Origin of the sequence: Paraburkholderia sp. GAS348, from assembly GCF_050434205.1 — a bacterium.
Lineage (GTDB): Bacteria > Pseudomonadota > Gammaproteobacteria > Burkholderiales > Burkholderiaceae > Paraburkholderia.
On record NZ_JBNPVT010000001.1, the window covers coordinates 202,912 to 221,493 of the forward strand.

An 18,582-nucleotide genomic window follows, 5' to 3' on the forward strand; every position below is an offset into this window, starting at 1 on the left:
CGACTGAGCGCCTAGCGCGCCACCAGCAAACTCTCAGCGAACCCCCATCCATCTTCGACCCACTGATGGCTGCACACGAAGCCGGCATCGTCGGCGATCGCGGGCATCTCGTCCGCGCGATATTTGTGGCTGCTCTCGGTCCAGATGGTTTCGCCTGCTTTGAGCGAGACCGTCAATTGCGCGGCGCCCACGTGTACGGTGACATTGCGTTTCGCGCGCAGATGCATCTCGATGCTGCGCGCGTCCGGATTGAAGCGCGCGACGTGCTCGAACGCATCGAGCGGAAAATCGCCGTCGAGTTCGCGATTGACGCGCGCCAGCAGATTCAGATTGAACGATGCGGTCACGCCGATCGCATCGTCGTAGGCGGCCACGAGCACCGGCGTCGGCTTGATCAGGTCCGTGCCAAGCAGCAGCGCGTCGCCGGGCGCAAGCATGTTGCGGATATCGCGCAGAAAACGCGTCGCCGCGAGTCGGCCGAAATTGCCGATCGTACTGCCAAGAAACAGCACGAGTAAGCGTTCGTCCGCCGCGCGGTTCTTGCTCACTTCAGCCAGTCCGGCCAGGTAATCGCGTTCATAGCCGACGATCGAGATGCGCTCGATGTCGCCGAGTTCGCGCCTGCACAACTGCAGCGCGCTGCGCGAAATTTCAATCGGGAAGTAAGAAGTGGGGCGCTTTTTACACAGCGCTTCCAGAATGCGCCGCGTTTTACGGCCGCTGCCGCTGCCCAGTTCGGCGACGGTCACGTCGTGCGGCAGGTGCGCGACGATATCCGCCGCGTGCTTCGTGAGCAGCCGCTCCTCGGCGCGTGTCACGCCGTATTCGGGCAGCACGGTGATCACTTCGAACAGCGCGGAGCCTACTTCGTCATACAGATACTTCGACGGCAGCTCTTTCTGCGGCGTGTGCGTGAGTCCGGCGCGTACGTCGGCGGCGAAGGTAGCGCGAAGCAGATCGGGCGATGCGTCGTGCGAGAGGGCTGGCTGGGTCATGCTGGCTCCAGTAGTCACATTCGATGAGCGGGATTGCTGGCCGGGCGGCGGCATGCGCGGCGAAACGCAGTTGATGCATGCCGTGAGGAAGAAGGGCTGGATGCGCGGCGAAACGCAGTTGATGCATGCCGTGAGGAAGAAGGGCTGGCCCGGTCCGCGTGGACTGCCTTTGCCAGCCCGGCTCATTGATGCTGCAGAAGACGGTTGCAAATGACGGTTGCAAATGACGGTTGACGGTTGACGGTTGCGACGGATATCCAGGATCTCCCAGATGACGTTGCAAACGGTGTCGCCAGACTTCGTAGCAAGATTCGCGCTTGAGCAACTGCACGGGAAATGGCCGGCGTTGCAGTTGCGGATTTGCCTGGCGCACGTGAAGTTATGTTCTAGTGCATCGGCGCGCGATGCGCACGGGAAAAATTGCTGCCAATCGCAAGGAATGAGCGAGCATGTTGGCGTGGAACCCGTCTAGAATGCCCGCTTGCATCGCTTATCGAAGATAAAAGCGCAGCGCCTGATACGCACTACCCGCTGCACTGCCAGCTTGTGAGACTTCACTTCTAATGACAACAACTCGAGGCGTGCAGCCGTATGCTGCGCCGCACACACCTGTTTCTGCATCTGCTCGCGCCCCCGCACCGCATGCCAAAGGGATTGAGCCACGAGCCGCGCGATGAACCAGTATGACCCAAAGCGCGGGATCGCGTTGTCACTCGGCGCGTCGGCGATGTTTGCTTTACTGTCCGCTTACGCCAAGTTGCTTGCGCCGCTGAGCGGTCTCGACATCTTCGCGTGGCGTGTCGTGTGGACCGTCCCCGGGGCGCTTCTGCTGATCGTGCTGCGCAAACGCCTGCCTATTCTTCGGCAACTTCTTTACCGTATGGTGACGGAACCGAAGCTCGGCGCCGCGATGGTTGTCAGCGCAGGTTTGCTGGGCGCGCAGCTGTGGGTGTTTCTATGGGCGCCGCTGCATGGGCGCATGCTTGAAGTCTCGCTCGGCTATTTTCTGCTGCCGCTCGTGATGGTGCTGGTGGGGCGCTTCTACTATCACGAGAGTCTCGACGGTCTGCAGTGGCTCGCTGTTATCTGCGCCGCTTTGGGCGTCGCGCATGAACTGTGGATGACGGGTGCCTTTTCGTGGCCCACCTTGCTCGTCGCACTCGGCTATCCACCGTATTTCGTGCTGCGCCGCAAAATCAACCAAAATTCGCTGGCCATGTTCACGGTGGAAATGGCGCTGCTGCTGCCCGCGGCGGCGGTGTTTGTCGTCATCGGCGGGTCGCTTGCGACGATCGGCAACCGTATCGACATGTGGTGCTTGCTGTTGCCAGGGCTCGGCGCGCTCAGCACCATTGCGCTCGCTTCGTATCTGAAGGCGAGCCGGTTATTGCCGATCGCATTGTTCGGCATCCTCGGGTATGTCGAACCGGTGTTGCTCGTGTTTGTCTCGATCACGTTGCTCGGCGAGACGCTCAGTGCCGCACAATTAGTCACGTATATTCCGATCTGGATTGCGGTTGCGCTGACGGCATTGCATAGCGTGCGGCTCGTTCGCTTTGCGACGCGCTGAGCCTCGCTTCAGCGATGCGCCGCCGCGCGATCCGCATTGATGCGCGTCGCGCCGACCTGCGCCTCGATCGCTTCGCGCAGCGCCGGCCGCCAGCCGAAACCGAACAATGCTTCAGCGAGGACGAAGAGCGGCCCGATCAGCAGGCCGATCACATCGTCGACAAATGCCGGCTTGCGATGTTCATATGCGACGTGGCCAATGAACTGAAACACCCAGCCGACCACGAATAGTCCGATGCCCGAGGCGAGCCAGGTGAGCGTAGCTTGCGCAGCGAGCCACTGTCCGCACGCGACGCACAACACCGATACCACGGTCATCATTACCCCGAGCGGCACGTCGAGCACGAGGTAATAGACGCTCGCCGCGGCGAACAACACCCACGCGGGCGATAAGGCAAACGGCAACGAAAACGGCAGCGCACCGAAGCCGAAAGCCGGCCGGCTCAACAACACCGCCAGCGCCAGCACGATCATCGGAATGCCGATGAAATGCGTGGCGATATTGCGCCGGTCACGATGGTAGGCCGCGTATTGCGTAAGCTGTTGCGTCAGCGTTCTCATGGGTGCCGCTCCTCGATCAAAGTCAGCATAATCGCGGGCAGCCGAATTTGAAACCATCGGGTAGCCGACAATCGGGCACGGATGCCGTCCTATGACTGTGAGTTTTTCATCGAATGAGCTTGCCACGCTGCTTGAGCGCAGTGCGTGGTTTCGCTCGGCGCCCGCTGCCATGCAGGCGCAGTTGATCCAGGCGGGGCGTGTCGAGCGCCTCACGGCCGGTGAACGGCTCTTTACGCGCGGCGATTCCGACGACGGCCTCTATTGCGTGCTGGACGGTCTGGTGCGAATTGGCGCGGCGAGTTCGGCCGGCAAGGAAGCGTTGCTTGCGGTCATCGAGCCGGTCAACTGGTTCGGTGAGATCGCGTTGTTCGATAACCGCCCGCGAACCCATGACGCGTATGCCGAACGCGATGCCGAGCTGTTTCATGTGCCGCGCGCCGCGCTTGCCGCGCTGCTCGAACGCGCGCCCGAGTATTGGCATGTCTTCGGTTTGTTGTTGACCCAAAAGCTGCGCCTCGCGTTCGATGCCATTGAAGAAGCCGCCTTGCTTCCGGCTGCGCAGCGCGTGGCGCGCCGCTTGTTGTTGATGGCAGGCGGCTACGGCGAACCCGGCGCACTGCGGCGTGTGCTCAAAGTGCCGCAGGAGGACCTGGCGATGATGCTGGCTTTGTCGCGGCAGACGATCAATCAGGTGCTCAAACAGTTCGAAACGCAGGGTGCGTTGAAGCTGGGCTATGCGGAAATCGAAATCGCCGATGCGCAAAAGCTCAACGCGCTAGCTGAGCTGAACCCAGCGGGGGATTGATCGAACCGAGTTCCCAGCAAGCAGAGCAAAAGATGCGTATAAGTCGCGCCGCGGTCCCGCGCGATGCTGGATCTTTATAAGCATTTTACGGCGCACCCCTATTTCTTTGGCGATTCGCTACACCAAGCCCGGTAAGGTCGAGGCACCCCCGGTCAGGAAGCGAACACATGCATGGAAAGAGCGCTCTGAATGGTGTGAAAACACAACGAGACCTTCGCCCGAAAGTCGGCTTGAAGGTCATGTTCGCGGCGATCGTCTTCTCGCTTGCGGCGGCGGTGCAGGCCGCCGACGCACAATCGGCATTGGCCGCGCCAACTGTCGCGAGCGACGCCGCGCCTGACGCCGGCTTGCCGGCGCTCAGCGATATCACCGCCATGCTGCGCGCGCAGTTTCGCGTTGCGCCATTGGAATCCATGAAGATCGCGCGCGCGGTATTGATCGAAGCCGAGCGCCAAGCCATCTCGCCGGTGTTGCTGCTTGCAGTGATGTCGGTCGAGTCGAGTTTCGATCGCCACGCGGTCAGCATCGCAGGCGCGCGAGGACTTATGCAGGTCTTGCCCGCTGCGCATCCACAATTGATTGCGGGCACAACTGACTTGTCCGATCCGGCGATCAACGTGCGGATCGGCTCGATCATCTTGCGCGGCTACCTCGATGAGAGCGGCGGCGATCTCGACGCCGCGCTGCTTCGCTACAGCGGCGGCGGCCGCGGCTATGCGCAGCGCGTCGTGCTGCGGATGCAGCGCCTGGACGCAAGTTTGCGCCACGAATGATGAACTGATTCGCGGCGCATTCTTCCTCGGACCTTCCTGTTCTTGCTTTAGCCCGTTAGCTCATCACCCCGGCAAACTCGGCGCGCAGGTCTTGCAACCGGTCGCGCGCGGTGCTCAGGCGCTCGACGAGTTGTGCCGAAGCGCGTGTGATCGGCATGCGCGTTTCGTCCGTCATTGAATGATCGAAGGCCAGCAGGGCTTTGATCGCGGACGGATTGGGCGCGGCGAACAGCAGACGCAACACGGGCAGCAAGCAGGCGAACAGACTGCGGGCGTCCGGGGCGCGATCGGCCCGGATCAATTCCTGTACGGCAACCAGAAGATCCGCGCAAACATGTGCGCTTGCCAGAATGCCGCCTGTGCCGCCGTTGTTCAGACAGTCGTCCAATGCTTCGTCGGTGCCGCACAGCACGTTGATCGGCAGGCCGCTCAGCTTGCTGAAGTGCTCCTTCACGCATTCCTTGATCGCGACGATGTTGCCGTGCTCGGTGAGGCGCGCAACTGTATCCGGCGCAATCGTTACGCCGGTCCGATGCGGGACGTTGTACAAAACAATGGGGCGCTCGGTGGCGAGTGCGGCCTGTTCGAAATGCCATTGCACGCCGGCCTGATCCGGACATACATACGATGGGGGTGACACTAGGTAACCCGCACAGTCCCGGCGCTCATAGCGTTGAATATCGTGCAGGACGTCGCGCGTATTGGCGCCGCCGACGCCGATCAGCATCGGCAAACGGGAGCCGATCACATCGGTCAGCGCCTGCAACACGGTGAGGCGTTCCGATTCCTGTAACAAAGCGGCTTCGCCCGTCGTGCTCAAGGCGACAAAACCGCTGATCTCCGTGCGCAGATAGTAGTCCGCGAGGCGCTGCAACGCGTCGACGTCGACTTCGCCATTCCGCAACGGGGTAACGATGGGTAACCAGATCCCTGAAAACATGATTAGTGTGCCTTTGCGACGGCTTGGTGGCGCTTCAATGGTCCGATCAGTGCTGCCGGGAGTGTCGAGACCAGCGTATGCAAGGTGAAATCGAGGTCGTCGAGCGCAATGTCGAGTTGCACCCGTACTTCTTCGCGCACGGCCTCTGTGCTGATCACATACACGCCGAGCGGAGAATGAAGCAGGGTGCGCAGCTGGGTGCCAGGAAGATCGTGCGGAGGGTGGGGCAGGGTCACCTGCAAGCGGGCGCGAGCCGCGGGGAAGGGAATCACATTGTTGCGTTGGGCCGGCGGCGCGCTGAGCGGCTGCATTTCGAAGCCGTCGATTGATTGCGTGAGAGCCATTTGATGCGGCGTTCGTTGACGCCATGGTTGATCAAGACAGTTCGAGATTAGACGTCTACGGGTAAACGCAGTGCAAAAATTGGGGTGTCTGACGAAAAAAAGGCGAGTCATTAGACTCGCCCTCCCTGAACGGCACAGTTCGGCTTCGATTAACTACGCATGCCTGGCCGGTGCGTGCCGAAAACCGATCACGTGTTATTGCGCTTTCGTCGTGTCGGTTTTTGCGCCGTCGGTTTTTACCGGGGCAGTGCTGGCCTCTTTCGTGCTGTCCGTCTTGGTCTTGCTTGCGCTTGTGTCGACCGGAGTCTTCTTGGTGGCTTTGTGCGTCTTCGCCGTGTGTGTGGCGGAAGCCTTTTTCACATGCGCTTTCGTAGCAGCTTTAGTCGGCGCATTCGTCGTCGCCGTGCCATTGTCGGCGGCGCCGGTTTGCGCGGCGGTGCTCGCCTTCAGATTCGCTTGGCCGGCGGGCTGCGTTTGTGCGGGTTGCGCGGCCGCCGGCGCGGCGGTTTGTGCGAATGCGGTCGACACGACGAGAGCGGAAGCGAGAGCAGCGAAAAGCGTCTTCATGATGTAACTCCTGGTTAAACCGGTTGTTCTTTGTGCAGCGGCTGAAATATTTCAGCGCTGCCGGTTTAACGTTGGCCGGAGGACAGCAGTTGACGGTGCTCTGGTGACAAAACGTAACGGCGGATACATATCGGGGTCCTGAATCCGCCGGCGCCGATCAGCCGGCACATCACCAGACCGCCCATCGGCACGTAATTCGACGTCAGACCCTTAGTAATACAGATCATATCTGGTTAGAAGCCGAAGTGCCGATGCGCGAACCACTCGCCGGTGCGCCCGAAACCCCCAATCACTTCGTCCGCGCACAACAGCACGTCGTACTGACGGCAAATGCGCTGGATCTCAGTCCCGCCACGCCGGCGGGGGCGGTCTCGGCCGTTACACCAGCAACAGCCTAACGTCGTGTTCCGTGAGCGCGCTATTGAAACGGATTCTGCACAATGCCCGGTTTCGCATCGGGCTCGTCCTTCACCTGCGCCGGCAGACTGGCCTGCGCCTGCAGCGCAGCCACCACCGCATCGATCGCTTCCTTCAGCGCCAGCGCAGCCTTCAGGCCGCGCTGGTCCCGAGTCAGCTCCAGCGTTCCGTTCAGCACCACGCGCGTGGTGCCGTTGCTGACGGTGAGTGCATCGCCCTGGATGTTGAGCACGTCGTCATCGTTCGAATAGGGTTTAAACACCTTTCAGTCCTCCCGGCCGCTGATCTTTGAGATTCTCCGGAATACCCGGAAAACGGATACCCGAGGCCGCCTCGAGTTCGTGAATCGTCCTCATGTCGTAACGGTTGGTCGAGATGTTGTCCACGATCACCGCGAACGCCATCTGCCGGGACGGTACGTAGACCACCTTGAACAACTGAGTCGGCACGAAGACGCGCGTCGGTCCGATGGTCTGCAATTGCTGGCCGCTGAAAATCGGCCCGGTGACCACATAGGTATCGTCGTACGACATTGCGATCTTACGCACCGACGTTTCGATGCGCGCCCACAAGCGCTGATTGTTCTCGCGGTTCTGTGGCACGACGTTGGCCAGCGAAAACGATTGTGCCATCGCTTCCTGATTCCAGCGATTGCCTGCCGGGCTCATATGCCCGCGATCGAAGCCGCTGCGCTTATAGTCCGCGAGCGTTGCGCCTTCACCGTCGGGCAAACGCGCATCTTCGAAGAATTTGTTGGTACGAACCATGTCTTTGGCGGCTTCGATATGGTCGCGCGTCAGATGCTCGGCGGACCACAGCGGACCATGCGTGATACCCGAATGCAGCACCGCGAAATCGCTATAGCAAAGCATGCGCGTTTTCGGGGCCATCTTCTGATTGGTCAGAACCGGCCATTGCGCATTCGGGGTGAACTGGGTGCAGGAAGGCGCCGCGCTCGCGTGAGCGGCAACGGCGAATAACAGACAGGCAAACCACTTCTTCATGTGTCGGTCAGTCGAGGGATGGGGGCGCAAGTATAGCGTCGCGAACCCATATCGAGCGACGTGAAACACAGGAAAACACGGGGGAAGGAAGAGGCTTTTTGCGCCGCGCCCACAGCGATGAAAATGATGCTAGCGCATGGAGCGCATGGAGCGCATGGAGCGCATGGAGCGCATGGAGCGCATGGAGCGCATGGAGCGCATGGAGCGCATGGAGCGCATGGAGCGGATAACGCCCACACCAAAAAAGCCCACACCAAAAAAGCGGGCCGCTTTGCAGCGACCCTAATGCGTGGACTTAAAACTCTACGCGCGCAAACTTAAGACCGGCTTAAGCGCGCGCGATGCAGCGTATGGCGTGTGTTGAAGGTTGAACTCGCGCACGAAGCTACCCACGCTCAGGCGGCGCGGTATGTGTGAGTAAAAATTTCGACTGGCGAAAAAGCGCCGGAACTTAATTACCGAATACGCTGTGCTCGGCGTGCACGTTCTGGCGGTCGACAGCTTGCAAGCGCCAGAAGCCGCGGGTCGGCGCGCGCGTAGGCAAGGCGGTCCACGCTGCGGCGCCTTGCGCCGCGCTCACGCGCTGCTTGCGATCAACATGCAATCCGCGCAGCGTACACAGCGGCGCGTCCGTGCTCGGCGCACAGAGGGTGGTCACGCCATTGTCGTCGTCGTGTAACTCGCCCCACGGGGGCAGATCGATCCCTTGATGCGCTTCTCTCGACCACCGGTGTTCATCGGTGTCGAGCCATAACACAGCGTAATCGTGGCTGACGGTGGGATCGGAACCGTTGATGAGGATGGTCAGGCGCATAGCAGTTCCATACAAATTGCGAAGCATGGCTTTAACAGTCTATGCCGCAACGCGTGTTATGCAAGGCAAAAAGGTATGACGATCGGGCACGAAAAAACTTACGCACCGCGCATACGGCTGTACGATAGCCGCGTCGATGAGACATTCGCGGAGGCGCGCCATGCTGGGTCGATTTCTGCAACTCACGATGGTGGCGGGATGCCTGGGCGCGGTATCGACGCTCGGTGCGGCGGCGGACAGCATCCCCTTTGCAGCGCCGGCGCCGATCGTCTATGTGTCCGACTTCGAACTCGACGTGGCCAACGTGAAACCTGACAGCGGACCGGGTCAACGTGTGCGCCGCCTGCGCGGTCTGCTGCCGAGCGGTCCGGGACCGTTGGGCCAGGACAAGAATCCCGAGGATCACGCCAGGGACATCGTGAACGAGATGGCGGACGCGCTGACTGCGGATTTGAAAAAAGGTGGCGTCGACGCGCGTCGCATTGCACCCAGTCAGCCACTACCCGCAGCGGGTTGGCAAGTGCGCGGCGTGTTTCTGAGTGTCGACGAAGGCAATCGTCTAAGACGTGCGATGGTCGGTTTTGGTGCGGGTCAGAACGATATTCAGGTAGCGGTATCGTGCGACAGCCTGGGGACGGCTGATTTGCCGCCGCTCTATCAGGCCGTCGAAGAGGCCGACAGCAAGGGAAAGCCTGGTGCGGCGATCAAACTCAATCCGTACGTGATCGCGGCCAAGTTCGTGATGGCGAGCGGCGACGAGAAAAAGACGATCAAGAAGACCGCACAAGAGATTTCGGACTCGGTAATTGCGAAGCTGCACGGGGTGGCGCAGTGATTGACGTGCTGCTGCCCACCCCTGAGATAGTTAGGCGGCTCAGGCCAGATCCAGCGTACCCGTCAAATCCCCAAGCGGCGCCAAGCCATTCTGTGCAAAAGCCCGATCTCGTGCGACAACCCCGTCGAGCGGCGCGAGCCCATGCACGCGGCTAATCAGGCGAAGAATCGAATTGGTGTCGTACACCGTATGATCGACATAGCCCTTCTTCGCCAACGGCGAAATCACCAACGCGGGAATTCGCGATCCCGGCCCCCAACGGTCGCCCTTCGGCGGTGAGACCGGATCCCACCAGCCGCCGTTCTCGTCCACCGTGACGACCACGACCGTATTGGCCCATTGCGGGCCGCGCTGAATATGCTCGATCACATTCGCGATGTGACGATCCCCCGATGCGACGTCGGCATACCCCGCATGCATGTTCAGATCGCCCTGCGGCTTGTAGAACGTGACTGGCGGCAAACGCCCCGCATCGATATCGGCGATCAGGCGGTTGGTGGAGGCGTCGTCGCCGAGGCCCGCATCGCGCAGATACTTGCGCCGCGCGGCAGTGCCCGGTGCGTAATGGATGAAGTAGTTGAACGGCTGATGGTGGTACTGGAAGTCAGGCACTGCGCCCGTGTCCTGATGCTCCAACGCGTACTGCCACGCACCGCTGTACCACGCCCAGTCGATGCCCTTGTCCGTTAGACGGTCGCCGATCGTCGCGAAGTTTTGCGGCGGCAGCACGCGCGGATTCGACGGGTCGGCAAAGGCGGGATTGCCGCCTTCGGCCGGACGCACGTTGCTCGGCTGGTAGGGCGGCGCCATCGTGTTGACGGCGTAGCCGTCAGCGGTAAACGCGCCGTCGTTGACGAACTTCGGCGGACCGTCGAGCGCGGAAGGGGGAGAGTCGGCCGCCAGCTTGAGTCGCGTGCCGGTCGGATCGTCTCCGTCCACCACCGAGACCATCTTCTTCGCCGGACTGTTGTGGATGTCGGGATAGAACGGCGCCTGCGCCGCGATCAGAAAGATGTGGTTCAGCCACGAACCGCCGAAGGCGGCCATAAAGAAGTTGTCGCACAGCGTGTATTGCTGCGCGAGATTCCACAGGCGCAGCGTGTCGGCGGAATTGCGGTAATGCCCCATGACCAGGCCGCCTGAATCGCCCCATGCGGCGAACTGATTGTTGCGCCCGGCGTTGATCTGCATCTGGTTCTGATAGAAGCGATGCACCAGATCGCGCGTGATTACGCCGTTCGGCAGCGGCGCGCCTTGCGCGTCGGCGATGTGGAACGGCCCGTTGCGCAAGTTGCCAATGTCCTTCTGACCGATCATGTAGCGCTTGCCGTCCACCTCCTGCGCTTGCGGCACGAGGCCGCCCCAGATTGCCGGCAGGCGCGGCAGCGGCGTCTTGCCGTCGCGATCGAGTTGCAGATAACGCTCGGCGCTCACCGCGTCGAGTGGATGCTGAACGCCGGGAAAGTTGCCGTACAGGTTCGCGAAGCTGCGGTTCTCGGCGTAGATCACCACGATCTGCTTGACCTGGTCGCGTAGCGCGGCGTCGAGCCGCAAGTCTGCGGCACTGCGCGGCGCCGTGTCGCTCGCGGTACTTTGCTCGGTCTTGCAGCCGGTTAGCGCGAGTCCGATGCCGACCGCCGCAAGCCCGGTCAGGACACGGCGGCGCTCGGGATCGTCGGGGGCGTTGTCGGGGTTCGGCGGCAGGGTGGAGTCGTTGTCTGTCATCGGTAGGTTTCGTGGTTAGCGTGACGGGCGCATAACAGCCAGATAGAGCGAGATAACTGCGGCTCGGGGCGGCGTGCGCGCGGCACCGGGTTCAGAGTCTCGGAGTCGAGGTGGCCGGAAGGTTCCTGCACAGCTAAGGTAATCGTCGCTTCACGCGCCAACTGTTGTGCGTCGAATCGACGGCGAGCAGAAGCCATTGTCGGGCGTCCACAGGATGACGCCTCCGCGTAGCGTAACCGTCAACGGTCAATTCGAGTTCGTCGAAAGTCCGCAGATGGCAGGTGGCATGCGCGCCGGAGCCGTCCGCGAATTCGACTATAGCCTCGGCCTCGCGGGCCGGTTCGGGCAGGTGCGCGATATGCACTGCGCAGCCCGGATAAAGATGTGAGTCGGCAACCTGGATCTGAACGGAATCGGACATGAGCGTGGCCTCCGGACGCCTGGCGGGAGTCAACGCGCGGCAGTGAGACCTTGCGCGATGGACCGCACCAAAGGATAGCACCGAGCGAAACGATGGCGGTGGCGCGGAAGGCCGCATGCTTCGCGCTATCATGTTGACCTGTACCCGATGAACAGCAGAAACGGCAGCCAAGATGGCAAAAGAAGAGCAGACAGGAGCGGGACGCAAGCACGCAAGGCCACGTGGTGCGACAGTCCCGGCTTCGCAGGACGATGCGGCATTGTCTCGCGCGGATGGCGCCGATGCCCCCGATTCCAGCGATGAAGAGAGCACCGGCGGATCGACTTATCTCGTGCCGGGGCTGGAGCGCGGCCTGCGCATCCTCGCGGAATTCAGCGCGCGCGAGCCGATTCTGGGTGCGCCCGAATTGTCGAAGCGCATCGGCATTCCGCGCACCACCACATTTCGTCTATTGCAAACGCTCGAAGCTTTAGGCTTTCTCGAGCGCGTGAACGGCGACCGCTACTTTCGTCTGAGCGTCGCGGTGCTGCGGCTCGGTTTCGAATACTTGAGTTCGCTCGAACTCACCGACGTCGGCACGCCGATTCTCGAACGTTTGCGCGACGCGACCGGCCTCAGCACGCATCTGCTGATCCGCGACCAGCGCGACGTGGTGTTCGTCGCCAAAGCGCAAACCCATGAGCCGATGTTCAGTTCGGTGAAGGTGCATGTCGGGACGCGTCTGCCGGCGCATGCCACAGTCCATGGTCAGGTGCTGATGGGCGATTTGAGCTTCGACGAATTGCGCCAGTTGTACCCCGAGCCGCAACTCGAACGTTTCACCGAACGCACGCCGGCGACTGTCGAAGAACTGTATGGGAAAGTGCGCGAAAGCGCGGCGCTCGGTTATGCATTGAGCGAAGCGTCTTTCGAACGAGGGATTTCGGTCGTGAGCGCGCCGGTGCGCGATCAAAGCGGCAAGATCACGGCCGCGCTGACGGTCACCATTCCACGTTCCGATATCGGCGAAGCGGAAGAACGGGAGCCGCTCATCATCGCGGTTTGCCAGGCGGCGCTCGAGTTGTCCGAGCGGCTCAGCTATCGTCCGCGGCCGGATGATCCGACTGCGGCTCAAGCGCGTCGCAAGCCGGTTGCGGCGAACTGAACCGGCTTCTGTTTTCGCTTATATAAAACGGCCCGGGTGCGTAAGCAGCCGGGCCGTTTGCTTTACGGCGTCGACGTTGGCAGCGACACCGACATGACTGACATCAGAACGAGTGGTGGATACCCGTCAGAATAATCGTCTGGTTCCGGCCGCTCGACACACCCGCCGTAAAGAACGCGGCGTCCGTATTTGAGCCTGCGCGCTCATACAGCGCATTCACATACAACTGCGTCGACTTCGACAGCGCGTAGATATCGCCGATCTCGAACTGCGTCCAGCGATGGCCGGCCAGGGTCGTGGTCGCGGCGCCGCCGGCAACGCTGTTGAACGGCGTGAACTGGTAGTTCGCACCCACGTCACAGCTCTGATACGTGTCCGAATGGCCGGGCGACTCCAGCTTCACACGCGTGTACAAACCATGCACCAGCAGCTTGCCGAATTGATATGACGCGCCCGCGCCCATGTTCTCGACCTTGTCCGCCGTGTAGTTTGCCGCGGCGACACCCTGGAAGTGGGTGATGCCCGTCGTCACGATCGAGGGTGTACGGTCGTGCTCGTTCGCATAGGTCGCGCCGGCTCTGAACGGACCATTCGCATAACTAAGTGCAAAGCTCAGTGTCTTGCCGGTCGAGAAGTTGGTCGTGTTGCCAAGACCCATCATCGCGCCGACCGAGAAGCCGGCGAAACTCGCCGAGCGGAACTTCACCGAATTGTCGAATGGCACCACGCCCGTGTCGGCGAGTTCGTCGATGTTGCCCGGGTGGAACGCGTACCAGCTCGCGGCCTGATAACCCGTGCTAAACGGACCCAGCACGTCGAAGCTGAACGGCGTTTGATGGCCGAGCGTCACAGTGCCGATCTGGTCCGAACTCAAGCCCACGAACGCCTGGCGATTGAACAGCGCGCCGGCTTTGGCGAACGCCCCCGTGTTCGTATAGAAGCCGTTTTCCAGCTGGAAAACCGTCTTCAGACCAGCGCCCAAATCCTCAGCGCCCCTCAGGCCCCAGCGGTCCGGCTGAATGTTGCCTTGCTCCTCGATCCACTTCGAATGGCCGCCTGCATTGCTGATATACGCGATACCGGAATCCAGGCTGCCGTATAACGTCACACTGCTTTGCGCCCATGCGCCAGTCGTTGCGCAGATTGCCGTCAAGCCGGCCGCCGCAATGATGTGCTTCACCGTTGGTTCTCCTGATCACACGACGGATAGCTCGCGCCGATTTCGTCGTCCCTGATCCTTGCTTTGGGTTGAATGCAGCTTCGGGTTTATGCGCCAAAACCGCACCTCTTTATGTTCCACCTATGGGCTTTTGTATCGCCTATGGAAAATTATAGTGAGTCTAGGCGTGGTCAAAGTAAATTTTCGGACCCCGTACAAACCCGTATGCGGGCTTGGCTATTCGTCTGAAAATTATGGCAAAACCGAAGCCCATAAAGGCTTTCAAGCAAATTCGGCCATTCACGTCAGTTCACGGAAAGCTGTCTTGTGGATGCCACAGTCGGTGTTTTCCCCTACCGGCCCAGATTTCTATTTTCTCTAGTCGAAGCCACTCCTATAATTATCCATACACGAACTGATGTTCCGTATATGGAACATATAGCTTCAGGAGAAGGCGAGAAATGACTGAACAATGGCGCTGCGCCGGCCATGCCGGCGACCTGTCCGAAGACGCGCCGCTCGAGTTCAAACTCGACGGCACCGAAATCGGCATCTACAAGGTGGGCGATGCGCTGTACGCGCTGGAAAACGTCTGCCCCCATGCGTACGCGTTGCTGACGCAGGGCTTTGTCGACGGCGACACCGTCGAATGCCCGCTGCACGAAGCCGTGTTCCATATCCCGACCGGCAAGTGCTTGAAAGAGCCCGGTGGCCGCGACCTGAAGATGTACTCGGTACGTCTCGCCGGCGAAGAAATCCAGATCAAGGTGGAATGACATGCGAGAGCAAACCGTGAACTTCAATCCCTTCCTGAAGCCGTGGCTCGCGCCGCAGCCGAACAATGTCGCCGGCAAGGGCGTGATCGAGAAGCCGGGCGAGGCCGAAAACTTCGTCTGGCAAACGCGTAAAGCGGAGCCGACCCAATACGAAAACGATTTCGGCGATGCGCTCGAACAGGTTTTCGAAGCCGGCGCGAATGAGTTGCAAGAAGTCGTCGACGGATTGAACCGCATGGGCTTCCGCACCCCGGAAGGCAACACGTGGGACGCCGACCGCCTCGCCGCCGAATTCCGCCTGCTCGCCGAATAAGCGCGCTTTCCCGAACACGTTTCACCGCTTTCGCATCCGGAGTCTCTTCATGACGTCCCCCAATACAACGACTCAAGCCGCGGCCGACCCGATCCAGTCCTATCTGAACCGTGGCCTGCGCAACTACTGGTATCCCGTTGCACCGAGCTGGCAAGTCGGCGGCGCGCCGGTCGGCATCACGCGCCTCGGCGATCAGATCGTGCTGTGGCGCGGCAAGGAAGGCAAAGTCCGCGCGCTCGAAGACCGCTGCCCGCACCGTGGCGCGCGTCTGTCGCTCGGCTGGAACCTTGGCGGCAGCGTTGCGTGCTGGTATCACGGCATTGAAATCGACGGCGGCGGCACGGTTACCAAGGTCCCGGCCGTCTCGAACTGCCCGCTGGAAGGCCAGAAGTGCGTGAAGTCTTATCCGGTCGAAGAGCATGCTGGCGCGATCTTCCTGTGGTTCGGCGACGACGCCCATCAAGAACCCGCGCCGCTCGTGCTGCCGGAAGAACTGGTCGGCGAGGAATACGCGAACTTCCTGTGCATGTCGAACTGGAAGTGCAATTACCAATACGCGATCGACAACGTGATGGACCCGATGCACGGTGCCTATCTGCACGCGACCTCGCACTCGATGGCCGAAGGCGACAAGCAGGCCGACATGCGCGTGCGCAAGACGGAAACCGGTCTGATGTTCGAAAAGGTCGGCCAGCGCGACGTGAATTTCGACTGGGTCGAACTCGGCGAAACCGGCACGCTGTGGATGCGCCTCGCGATCCCCTACAAGAAGAAGTTCGGCCCGGGCGGCAACTTCGGGATCATCGGCTTCGCGGTGCCTATCGACGAAAACAATTGCCAGGTTTACTTCTGGCGTACCCGCAAGGTGTCGGGCTGGCAGCGCGACGCATGGCGCTTCATGTACCGCAACCGCCTGGAAGGTCTGCATTGGGACGTGCTCGAGCAAGACCGCTACGTGCTGGAAAGCATGGCGCCGAATGCGCGCAATCACGAATTCCTCTATCAGCACGACGTCGGCATGACGCGTGTGCGCCGCATGCTGCGTCAGCGCGCGCAGCAGCATTTTGCCGATCTGGACGCGCATCGCGCTCGGGCTGCTCAGGCCGGCAGCGCTCAAACCGAAGCAGCAGGCCACAGCCATGCATAACGAAGCGTCACCGGCATTGTTAGCACTCAAAGACCGGCGTGTCCTTGTGACCGGCGGCGCGCGCGGTCTCGGCGCAGCGTTTGTTCTGTCGCTGGTGCAAGCCGGTGCGCAAGTCGTATTCGGCGACGTGCTGCATGACGAAGGGCGTGCGCTCGCTGCGTCGCTGGTCGAGCAAGGACACGCGGTGACGTATCTGCCGCTGGATCTCGCTGATCCCGCCAGCATCAAGCAGTTCGCGGGTCAAGCCGCGGCTCGACTCGGCGGCCTCGACGCACTGATCAACAACGCGGCGATCACCAACTCGGGCGGAAAGTTTGCCGACGAGTTGTCGGTCGATACGTGGGACGCCGTGATGAACGTCAACGTGCGCGGCACGTGGCTGATGAGCACCGCCGCATTGCCGTATCTGCGCGACTCGGGCCGCGGCAGCATCGTCAACATTGCGTCGGACACGGCGATGTGGGGCGCGCCGAAGCTGCTCGCGTATGTCGCGAGCAAGGGCGCCGTGATCTCGATGACCCGCTCGCTGGCGCGCGAGTTCGGCGCACATCAAGTGACGGTCAACGCGATCGCGCCGGGCCTCACCGAAGTCGAAGCCACCGCTTACGTGCCCGCCGAGCGTCACGAGTATTACCTGCAAGGCCGAGCGCTGACGCGCGCACAAGTGCCCGACGACGTTACCGGGCCGGTGCTGTTCCTGTTGTCCGATGCCGCGCGCTTCGTGACCGGCCAGTTGCTGCCGGTCAACGGCGGCTTCGTGATGAATTGATCTTGTCGAATCGAAAGGAGAAAGAGATGGCGGATGCCGAACTCGAACGCAATTCCTGGGACCAACCCGCGGACGCGAGCTTCGCACAATGGTTGGACAGCCGCGTCGCGCGCCTGGAAACGCGTCGCTATGACTGGGACGCGCTGAAGTTTCAGGCCGACTACGACCCGAAATATCGCCGTGCGCAAATGCGCTATGTCGGCACGGGCGGCACGGGTGTCGCGAAGGACGTGAACACGGTGCCCGCGGGCGGCTTCACGTTTTCGACGATGGTGATCCCGGCCGGCAACATCGGCCCAAGCCATATTCATATGGATGTCGAAGAAATTTTCTTCGTGCTGCGCGGCAAGATGAAAGTGATCTGCGAGAAAGACGGTGAAACGTGGGAAGCCGTGCTTGGCGAACGCGATCTGATTTCGGTGCCGCCGGGCGTGTATCGCACGGAAGTGAATATCGGTGAGGAAGACGCGTTGATGTGCGTGATGCTCGGCGCAGCCAAACCGATCACGCCGACGTATCCGCCGGATTCACCGCTGGCCAAGCTCAAGCGCTAAGCCCTCAACGTCGCTTTGAAATCACCCGCGAAGGAAATCATGTCCGCAGTCCCGTCCGCTACCGTCGATCAGAACGCTACGCTCGAAGCATGCCTTGCACGCTTTCCCGCGCAGCAAATCCGGCTGGCATCGCAACGTGCGGTGAGCTATCGCGATGTGGATAGCGCCGCAAGCGAAGCACTGCCTTTGGTGCTGCTTCACGGTATCGGCTCGGGCGCGGCTTCCTGGGTTCAGCAGTTTGAAGTGCTGGGTGAGACGCGTCGTGTGCTGGCATGGGATGCGCCAGGGTATGGCGCATCAACACCTGTAGAAGCCGATTCGCCCGCTGCAAGCGATTACGCAACTGTACTAAAGGATTGGCTCGACGCGCTTGGCATTGAACGCTGCGTGCTGCTGGGGCATTCGCTTGGCGCGATCATGGCTGGTGCGTTTGCCGTGACGAATCCGCAGCGTGTGGACGGCTTGCTGCTGTTGTCGCCGGCTCGCGGTTATGGCGCTTCGTCGGCGGAAGTGCGCGAGACGAAACGCGATCAGCGTCTCGCCATGATTAACGAACTCGGCCCGCAAGGTCTCGCCGAACAACGCAGCGCCAACATGTTGTCCGCGCATGCGAGCGACGAAGCGCGCGCATGGGTGCGCTGGAACATGTCGCGCGTGATTCCGCACGGTTATGCGCAGGCAACGCATCTGCTAGCCAATGCCGATCTCGCCAGCGATCTTGCGCGCTACCGAGGCCGCATCAACATCGCGGCCGGTGCAGACGACGCCATTACGCCCCCCGAAGCCTGCGAGCGACTTGCTCTCGCCGCCAGCACCAAACTGCAGGTCGTGCCACGCGCGGGGCATGCAGGTTATATCGAAGCACCCGCCGCGTACACCGCGATCATCGACACGTTCTGCCGCGCGAGCGACGGACAACGGAGCCAATGAATGACGTCCGACACGCATGA

General features: G+C 61.3%; 24 protein-coding genes and 1 pseudogene. 13 read left to right on the forward strand and 12 right to left on the reverse strand.

All coding sequences use genetic code 11. The features are described 5' to 3' along the window. Positions 1–11 precede the first annotated feature (11 nt). Positions 12–995, reverse strand: a complete 984-nt coding sequence (gene egtD / locus P3T22_RS00900; protein ID WP_429323951.1) for an L-histidine N(alpha)-methyltransferase — start codon at positions 993–995, stop codon at positions 12–14. Between egtD and P3T22_RS00905 the strand changes: the two genes are divergently transcribed. Then, positions 994–1,209: a hypothetical protein gene (locus P3T22_RS00905; protein ID WP_429323952.1), complete on the forward strand. Its 216-nt coding sequence runs from the start codon at positions 994–996 to the stop codon at positions 1,207–1,209. The genes egtD and P3T22_RS00905 overlap by 2 nt on opposite strands. 459 nt (positions 1,210–1,668) lie before the next feature. Beyond that, on the forward strand, positions 1,669–2,565 hold the full coding sequence (gene rarD / locus P3T22_RS00910) for an EamA family transporter RarD (protein ID WP_429323953.1): 897 nt from the start codon (positions 1,669–1,671) through the stop codon (positions 2,563–2,565). Between the two features lie 8 nt (positions 2,566–2,573). On the opposite strand, the gene P3T22_RS00915 is transcribed toward rarD, so the two are convergent. After that, positions 2,574–3,125, reverse strand: a complete 552-nt coding sequence (locus P3T22_RS00915) for a DUF962 domain-containing protein (RefSeq protein ID WP_429323954.1) — start codon at positions 3,123–3,125, stop codon at positions 2,574–2,576. 91 nt (positions 3,126–3,216) lie between these two features. Between P3T22_RS00915 and P3T22_RS00920 the strand changes: the two genes are divergently transcribed. Together P3T22_RS00920 and P3T22_RS00925 are read left to right on the forward strand one after the other, a co-directional pair. Continuing rightward, positions 3,217–3,930, forward strand: coding sequence for a Crp/Fnr family transcriptional regulator (locus P3T22_RS00920; protein ID WP_429323955.1), 714 nt, complete (start codon positions 3,217–3,219; stop codon positions 3,928–3,930). A 194-nt stretch (positions 3,931–4,124) separates the two neighbouring features. Beyond that, a complete protein-coding gene (locus tag P3T22_RS00925) occupies positions 4,125–4,703 on the forward strand; it encodes a lytic transglycosylase domain-containing protein (protein ID WP_429323956.1) in 579 nt (192 codons plus the stop codon). A 55-nt stretch (positions 4,704–4,758) separates the two neighbouring features. Here the strand turns inward: P3T22_RS00925 and P3T22_RS00930 are convergent, their stop codons facing one another. From P3T22_RS00930 to P3T22_RS00955, 6 genes and pseudogenes are all read right to left on the reverse strand, one after another. Beyond that, positions 4,759–5,643: a 4-hydroxy-tetrahydrodipicolinate synthase family protein gene (locus P3T22_RS00930; RefSeq protein WP_429323957.1), complete on the reverse strand. Its 885-nt coding sequence runs from the start codon at positions 5,641–5,643 to the stop codon at positions 4,759–4,761. 2 nt (positions 5,644–5,645) lie between these two features. Beyond that, a complete protein-coding gene (locus P3T22_RS00935; protein WP_429323958.1) occupies positions 5,646–5,987 on the reverse strand; it encodes a hypothetical protein in 342 nt (113 codons plus the stop codon). A 195-nt stretch (positions 5,988–6,182) separates the two neighbouring features. Beyond that, on the reverse strand, positions 6,183–6,554 hold the full coding sequence (locus tag P3T22_RS00940) for a hypothetical protein (RefSeq protein ID WP_063500550.1): 372 nt from the start codon (positions 6,552–6,554) through the stop codon (positions 6,183–6,185). Between the two features lie 167 nt (positions 6,555–6,721). Then, positions 6,722–6,898 (reverse strand): annotated as a pseudogene (locus tag P3T22_RS00945) (aminotransferase class III-fold pyridoxal phosphate-dependent enzyme); the annotation flags it as partial. A 74-nt stretch (positions 6,899–6,972) separates the two neighbouring features. After that, positions 6,973–7,233, reverse strand: a complete 261-nt coding sequence (locus tag P3T22_RS00950; protein ID WP_063500548.1) for a hypothetical protein — start codon at positions 7,231–7,233, stop codon at positions 6,973–6,975. Beyond that, complete coding sequence (locus P3T22_RS00955; protein WP_429323959.1) at positions 7,226–7,975, reverse strand: DNA/RNA non-specific endonuclease; 750 nt, start codon at positions 7,973–7,975, stop codon at positions 7,226–7,228. The genes P3T22_RS00950 and P3T22_RS00955 overlap by 8 nt, the downstream gene beginning before the upstream one ends. 136 nt (positions 7,976–8,111) lie before the next feature. On the opposite strand from P3T22_RS00955, the gene P3T22_RS00960 reads away from it, so the two are divergent. After that, positions 8,112–8,261 (forward strand): hypothetical protein, encoded by a 150-nt coding sequence (locus P3T22_RS00960; RefSeq protein WP_429323960.1) that lies wholly within the window; start codon positions 8,112–8,114, stop codon positions 8,259–8,261. Positions 8,262–8,426: 165 nt separating this feature from the next. Here P3T22_RS00960 and P3T22_RS00965 read toward each other — a convergent pair whose 3' ends face one another. Then, complete coding sequence (locus tag P3T22_RS00965) at positions 8,427–8,789, reverse strand: DUF3564 domain-containing protein (protein ID WP_063500499.1); 363 nt, start codon at positions 8,787–8,789, stop codon at positions 8,427–8,429. 160 nt (positions 8,790–8,949) lie between these two features. On the opposite strand from P3T22_RS00965, the gene P3T22_RS00970 reads away from it, so the two are divergent. Beyond that, positions 8,950–9,624, forward strand: coding sequence for a DUF4410 domain-containing protein (locus tag P3T22_RS00970; RefSeq protein ID WP_429323961.1), 675 nt, complete (start codon positions 8,950–8,952; stop codon positions 9,622–9,624). Positions 9,625–9,663: 39 nt separating this feature from the next. Here the strand turns inward: P3T22_RS00970 and P3T22_RS00975 are convergent, their stop codons facing one another. Continuing rightward, complete coding sequence (locus tag P3T22_RS00975; protein WP_063500497.1) at positions 9,664–11,349, reverse strand: acid phosphatase; 1,686 nt, start codon at positions 11,347–11,349, stop codon at positions 9,664–9,666. A 133-nt stretch (positions 11,350–11,482) separates the two neighbouring features. Beyond that, the gene (locus P3T22_RS00980; RefSeq protein ID WP_429323962.1) at positions 11,483–11,770 is read right to left on the reverse strand and encodes a hypothetical protein; all 288 of its coding nucleotides are present in this window, start codon (positions 11,768–11,770) and stop codon (positions 11,483–11,485) included. A gap of 172 nt (positions 11,771–11,942) precedes the next feature. Between P3T22_RS00980 and P3T22_RS00985 the strand changes: the two genes are divergently transcribed. Then, the gene (locus P3T22_RS00985) at positions 11,943–12,914 is read left to right on the forward strand and encodes an IclR family transcriptional regulator (protein ID WP_429323963.1); all 972 of its coding nucleotides are present in this window, start codon (positions 11,943–11,945) and stop codon (positions 12,912–12,914) included. A gap of 103 nt (positions 12,915–13,017) precedes the next feature. Here the strand turns inward: P3T22_RS00985 and P3T22_RS00990 are convergent, their stop codons facing one another. Beyond that, on the reverse strand, positions 13,018–14,094 hold the full coding sequence (locus P3T22_RS00990; protein WP_429323964.1) for a porin: 1,077 nt from the start codon (positions 14,092–14,094) through the stop codon (positions 13,018–13,020). A gap of 440 nt (positions 14,095–14,534) precedes the next feature. On the opposite strand from P3T22_RS00990, the gene P3T22_RS00995 reads away from it, so the two are divergent. From P3T22_RS00995 to P3T22_RS01020, 6 genes are read left to right on the forward strand one after another with little or no spacing between them, the layout of a single operon-like run. Then, positions 14,535–14,849, forward strand: a complete 315-nt coding sequence (locus tag P3T22_RS00995; protein ID WP_020068683.1) for a non-heme iron oxygenase ferredoxin subunit — start codon at positions 14,535–14,537, stop codon at positions 14,847–14,849. Between the two features lies 1 nt (position 14,850). Further along, the gene (locus P3T22_RS01000) at positions 14,851–15,162 is read left to right on the forward strand and encodes a recombinase-like helix-turn-helix domain-containing protein (protein ID WP_063500493.1); all 312 of its coding nucleotides are present in this window, start codon (positions 14,851–14,853) and stop codon (positions 15,160–15,162) included. Positions 15,163–15,211: 49 nt separating this feature from the next. Beyond that, positions 15,212–16,309, forward strand: coding sequence for an aromatic ring-hydroxylating oxygenase subunit alpha (locus P3T22_RS01005; protein WP_063500492.1), 1,098 nt, complete (start codon positions 15,212–15,214; stop codon positions 16,307–16,309). Then, a complete protein-coding gene (locus P3T22_RS01010) occupies positions 16,302–17,078 on the forward strand; it encodes an SDR family oxidoreductase (RefSeq protein WP_063500491.1) in 777 nt (258 codons plus the stop codon). Before P3T22_RS01005 ends, P3T22_RS01010 begins: the two co-directional genes overlap by 8 nt. Before the next feature lie 26 nt (positions 17,079–17,104). After that, positions 17,105–17,632, forward strand: a complete 528-nt coding sequence (locus P3T22_RS01015) for a cupin domain-containing protein (protein ID WP_063500490.1) — start codon at positions 17,105–17,107, stop codon at positions 17,630–17,632. A gap of 39 nt (positions 17,633–17,671) precedes the next feature. After that, positions 17,672–18,562 carry an alpha/beta fold hydrolase gene (locus P3T22_RS01020; RefSeq protein ID WP_429323965.1) on the forward strand — a complete coding sequence of 297 codons (891 nt, stop codon included), beginning with the start codon at positions 17,672–17,674 and terminating at the stop codon, positions 18,560–18,562. Positions 18,563–18,582 lie beyond the last annotated feature (20 nt).